The organism is uncultured Candidatus Puniceispirillum sp. (assembly GCF_963979125.1).
GTDB lineage: Bacteria > Pseudomonadota > Alphaproteobacteria > Puniceispirillales > Puniceispirillaceae > Puniceispirillum.
Map to the genome: position 1 here is coordinate 1 of NZ_CAXBVX010000123.1, position 5,128 is coordinate 5,128.

A 5,128-nucleotide genomic window follows, 5' to 3' on the forward strand; every position below is an offset into this window, starting at 1 on the left:
TCTGGCATCGGGCACCATTTTAAAGAACCTAGGGTTAGGTCAATCTGGTCAAGCGGGCATTTAATTTTGTTCCGTATAGATGCGGATCGTTGCTTCAACACCGTTTTGATAAATGCATAATAGCCATCTTCCAAACGCATCAGCAAAGCGTGCGTGTTGGCTGAGATCACCATATATTTGTTGCATTTCAAGCCAGACAGACGGGTTTTGCTGTGCGTCAGCAGCTTTGATTGTGAGCGTTTCCCAAATGGGATCGTTCGCCGCAATCTGGCTACCATTTTCACGTGTGCCTAGACACATGCGCGCCCATAACGCCTCGATAAGTGCCAACCCTTCGATGGATTGGCCAGATTTCAACGCATCACGAATTGTTGGCAGGATAAAACCAACATGGCGCGCCGAGCCATCAAAGGCAACACGCCGCACCGTATCTATAATGGAATCATTAGCGAACCGTCTATCAATCAGATCTAGATATTCGATGACCGGACTGTCAGGCAAAGGATCGACATGCGGAATGATCTCTTCTGTTAGCACCTTTCTGAACATGGCATGGATCAGCGGATGTGCCATCGCATCAGAGATATTATCAACACCCAAAATTTCTGCAGCGTTAGCAAGCACCTGATGGCCGCCATTTAGAACACGTATTTTTCGCGCCTCATACTGATGCACGTGATCCGAGAATTCAGCCCCTACAAGCGTCCAATCAGGGCGTCCAGCACAGAATGTATCTTCAATGACCCATTGGCGGAAGTTTTCATGCGTCACCGGTGCCGCATCATCTATTCCAAGAGACCGCGCACGTTGCAGTTCGGCAGGACCAGTGGCGGGCACAATGCAATCAACCATTGAGTTTGGAAACGAACAATGACTATCAATCCAGTCGGCAAGATCATGATCACTTAGCCGTGCCAGACCAACAACAGACTGTCGCAAAATCGTGCCATTTGCCTGTAAGTTATCACAACTCAACCCTGTGAAAGGGCCAATGCCACTGTCACGCCGCAAACGGAGCGCGGCAACAATGGCGCCGAATGCGGTGCGAGGACAATCCGGATTTTCGGCATCATGGATAATGTCGGCATGCGTTATATCTAGCCCGTTAGTAACAGGATCAAGGTAATAACCACCTTCGGTTATCGTTGTTGTTACAATCCGTATTCTTGGATCGGCCATTGTCTGAATAAGTGGTTTATTATCTGGCTCAACGGGCAAAAAGTCCAACATCGCTCCGGTGACTTCAGTTGCTTGCGCGCCAAGTGGGTCGAGTTCAATCAATGTGGTTAGGCAATCTTGTCCCAACAACTTTTCACGCATAACAGAATCATGTTCGCGAACGCCAGCACCAATGATTGCCCAATCCAAAGCGTGACCTTGTTGCATGAGGCGGTGAACATACCAGGCTAGATGCGCGCGATGAAAATTACCAACACCTATATGCACGATACCAGGCGACATCTTTTTACGATCATAGCTGGGACGCATGACATGTGCTGGCAATTCGTCAAGCGTATTGTTTTGCAGACTATTCACATTGGTTTTACGCGAAGAAAGATCCATTAACTCATCCATTGTCCACCATCTACATTATAGGTTTGTGCCACAATGTAGTCGGCTTCTTTACTTGCCAGGAAAATTGCCATGCCAGAAAGATCTTCGGGATGACCCATTCTGCCAAAAGGCACGCCAGCGGCGACTTCCTGCTTTTTTTGGCCAGGCTGCTTGTTTTCATATTTTGCAAAAAAGGCATCAACACCGTCCCAATGTTCGCCATCAACCACACCAGGCGATATTGCGTTCACATTGATGCCATGCTCGATCAGGTTCATCCCTGCAGATTGTGTCAAAGAGATAATAGCGGCCTTTGTCGCACAATAGACTGCCACTAGTGGCTCGCCCCGACGTCCTGCCTGGCTGGCCATATTGATGATTTTGCCGCCCTCGCCGCGTTTTATCATATGGCGGGCAACGGCTTGCATTGTGAATAATGTTCCCGCGACATTTATATCAAACACCTGCTGATAGTCATCACGCGTGATCTCGGCAATCGGTGCCGCCGTAAAAACCGCCGCATTATTTATAAGAATATCAATGCCACCAAATGCCGCCACTGCCGCATCAACGCCTATATCGATACTCGTCTGACTTGTCACATCCATCTCAATGGCCATGGCCTGATCACCAAGGCGTTTTGCCGCTAGCTGCGCTTGTTTACTATTGATATCAGCTATTGCAACCTGCGCACCTTCATTGATATAGGCCTCAGCGAAATGCAGCCCTATCCCCCGTGCGGCGCCCGTAATCAGCGCTGATTTGCCAGCTAGCCGTTTCATGTTTGCCGCAATCCTTGTTTGTCAAATTTGTGCAGATGCGTGAAGTCAGGTGTGAGGTAAACCTTGGTACCATAAGGTAAATCCAACGCTCCACTGGCGCGCACCGTCAATGTTTCTGAAAAGACCGGGCAATGCACGTGAACAAAGGTATCTGACCCCAAATGTTCAGTCACGCCAACTACGCCTTCCCAATCACCCTTCTTGGATGAAATGGCAATATGCTCAGGCCGTATCCCGATGGTATGTGCCTTATGTTTTAAAGCCTCTTTGCCGCCAAGAAGATTCATCTTTGGCGACCCAATGAAGCCAGCAACGAATGTATTACATGGATTGTGATATAGTTCTAATGGGCTTCCTACCTGTTCGATCACGCCTGCCTGCAACACCACAATTTTGTCAGCCATGGTCATCGCCTCTATCTGATCATGTGTTACATAAATCATTGTAGTTGCAAGCCGCTTATGCAGTTCACTTATTTCAAGTCGCATCCCAACCCGAAGTGCCGCATCAAGGTTCGATAAAGGTTCATCAAATAGGAATGCCGTTGGCTCGCGTACAATCGCACGACCAATGGCAACGCGTTGACGCTGGCCACCTGATAGCTGTCCGGGACGTCGATCAAGATAATCAGTAAGATTCAGAACCTTTGCGGCCTCTTCGACCCGGCGCGTCTGCTCTGCCTTATCCAACCCAGCCATCCGCAGGGGAAAGGCGATATTTTTGCGCACAGACATATGCGGATACAGCGCATAGGACTGAAACACCATGGCAAGTCCACGTTTGGAAGGTGGGTTTACTGTCGCATCCTGACCGTTAATCAAAATCTGTCCTGATGTCACATCCTCAAGTCCGGCAATCAGCCGCAAAAGGGTGGATTTGCCGCAACCAGACGGACCAACAAACACGACGAACTCGCCATCATCAATTTGCAAATCCAGTGGCGGAATAACTTCGACATTACCAAAATGCTTTGAAATTTGAATGAGTTGTATCTGCTTCATATCGGTTTTCCTATTTTACCGCCCCAAAGGTTAGGCCGCGCACGAGTTGTTTCTGGCTAAACCAGCCCATGATTAAGATTGGTGCAATTGCCATAACCGAGGCGGCGCTCAGCTTTGCATAAAAAAGCCCTTCTGGACTGGAATAGCTCGCTATAAATGCCGTAAGTGGTGCTGCTTTGGCAGCGGTCAGATTCAAGGTCCAAAAGGCCTCATTCCAAGCTAGAATTATGTTTAAAAGCATAGTGGATGCGATACCCGGCACGGCCATTGGTGTGAGAACATAAAGCAGTTCTGAACGCAAATTTGCCCCATCCATACGCGCGGCTTCGAGTATCTCATTCGGGATTTCTTTGAAATATGTATAGAGCATCCAAATTATGATCGGTAGGTTGATCAGCATCAAAATGACAACCAGACCTGTGCGGCTATCAAGAATGCCAAGCTGAATAAACAAAAGATAAATCGGATAAAGAACGCCAACAGCGGGTAGCATTTTTGTCGATAACATCCACATCAAAATACCACGCGTCCGACGTGATGGCACAAATGCCATAGACCAAGCTGCGGGTACAGCAACAAGAACACCCAACAAAGTTGAACCAATCGCGATAATCACTGAATTGTTGAAATGCTTGAAATAGTCTGAGCGTACCTGCACCACAGAATAGCTTTCAAGAGTCCAAGCCGACGTCAGTACCTCGATAGGTGTCCTGATCGCATCACCTTCAGTCTTGAATGACAGAACAATGATCCAAAGAATGGGAAAGAAAATTGCAAGGCCTATGGTCCATGCAATAATAGTTGTGATTAATTTACGCCTGGTTGTGACAGTGCGGGCCATGTTTATCTCCTCACCTGTCCAGATTCTTGCCGACGATGCGCATTAGAAAAATGGCAACGATATTGGCTAAAATAATTGCATATACGCCACCTGCCGAGCCTAGCCCTACATTCTGGCTTTCAAGAACCCGTTGAAAAATCAAATAGGTCAGTGTTTTAGTGCCAAAGGCACCGGCAGTTGTCACGAAAATTTCAGCAAAAATGGATAAAAGAAAAATTGTCTTGATCAACACCACAACCGTGATGGCACGCGAAAGATGCGGTAGCGTAATGAAATAGAAACGGCTAAACGGTCCGGCACCATCCATTTCTGCGGCCTCGCGTTGCTCGGTATCCAAAGATTGAACAGCTGTTAACAGGATCAGCGTGGCAAAAGGCAACCACTGCCAGCTGATGATCATTATAAGTGAGGGCAATGATGCTTGGCTAAGCCATTGGATTGGTTCAGCACCAAAAGCCCGCCAGAGATGGGCAAAAAAACCATTCACCGGATCCATAAACATATTTTTCCAGACAAGGCCGGATACGGTTGGCATCACGAAGAATGGTGCGATCACAAGTATTCGAACAATGCCCTGACCCCAGATAGGCTGATCCAGAAGCAAAGCTAGCAGAATACCTAGTAAAATTGTTATAATCAGAACACCACCGACAATGGTCAACGTTGTTGCTACAGCAGGCCAGAACGAGCTGGATGAAACAAAACGTACATAATTGTCAAAACCCACCCATCCTAGATCGCCACCGCGCAACGGCAGATATTTCTTGAATGAGAAGTATAGTGTCATAACCAGAGGAACAAGCATCCAGCCTAGAAGCAATATTGTTGCTGGTGCGATCATTAATCTGGCAATTGATCGGGAATGCTGGGTAGCCAAGGGCGCGCCTCCTAATTTTACGGGATCACTTCCTCGGACGAGGTGCTCATGGCACCATGATCAGATTTGGCGT

The 5,128-nt window shown here is 47.8% G+C and carries 5 protein-coding genes; all 5 read right to left on the reverse strand.

Annotated elements, in window-relative coordinates:
* Positions 1–60: 60 nt before the first annotated feature.
* Genes ABNT28_RS09895 through ABNT28_RS09915 form a run of 5 tightly spaced genes read right to left on the reverse strand, consistent with a single transcriptional unit; the run spans position 61 to position 5,055 of the window.
* Complete coding sequence (locus ABNT28_RS09895; protein WP_348721500.1) at positions 61–1,563, reverse strand: mannitol dehydrogenase family protein; 1,503 nt, start codon at positions 1,561–1,563, stop codon at positions 61–63.
* The gene (locus ABNT28_RS09900) at positions 1,563–2,336 is read right to left on the reverse strand and encodes an L-iditol 2-dehydrogenase (protein WP_332924004.1); all 774 of its coding nucleotides are present in this window, start codon (positions 2,334–2,336) and stop codon (positions 1,563–1,565) included. Before ABNT28_RS09900 ends, ABNT28_RS09895 begins: the two co-directional genes overlap by 1 nt.
* Entirely contained in the window at positions 2,333–3,337 is a 1,005-nt protein-coding gene (locus tag ABNT28_RS09905) for an ABC transporter ATP-binding protein (RefSeq protein ID WP_332924003.1), read from the reverse strand. Before ABNT28_RS09905 ends, ABNT28_RS09900 begins: the two co-directional genes overlap by 4 nt.
* A gap of 10 nt (positions 3,338–3,347) precedes the next feature.
* A complete protein-coding gene (locus ABNT28_RS09910; protein WP_348721501.1) occupies positions 3,348–4,178 on the reverse strand; it encodes a carbohydrate ABC transporter permease in 831 nt (276 codons plus the stop codon).
* Between the two features lie 10 nt (positions 4,179–4,188).
* Positions 4,189–5,055, reverse strand: coding sequence for a sugar ABC transporter permease (locus ABNT28_RS09915; protein WP_332924001.1), 867 nt, complete (start codon positions 5,053–5,055; stop codon positions 4,189–4,191).
* Between the last annotated feature and the right edge of the window lie 73 nt (positions 5,056–5,128).

What these genes read in the sequence shown, in the direction of transcription:
- ABNT28_RS09895 (WP_348721500.1), bottom strand. Translation starts at nt 1,563, where the DNA reads ATGGATCTTTCTTCGCGTAAAACCAATGTGAATAGTCTGCAAAACAAT.
- ABNT28_RS09900 (WP_332924004.1), bottom strand. Translation starts at nt 2,336, where the DNA reads ATGAAACGGCTAGCTGGCAAATCAGCGCTGATTACGGGCGCCGCACGG.
- ABNT28_RS09905 (WP_332924003.1), bottom strand. Translation starts at nt 3,337, where the DNA reads ATGAAGCAGATACAACTCATTCAAATTTCAAAGCATTTTGGTAATGTC.
- ABNT28_RS09910 (WP_348721501.1), bottom strand. Translation starts at nt 4,178, where the DNA reads ATGGCCCGCACTGTCACAACCAGGCGTAAATTAATCACAACTATTATT.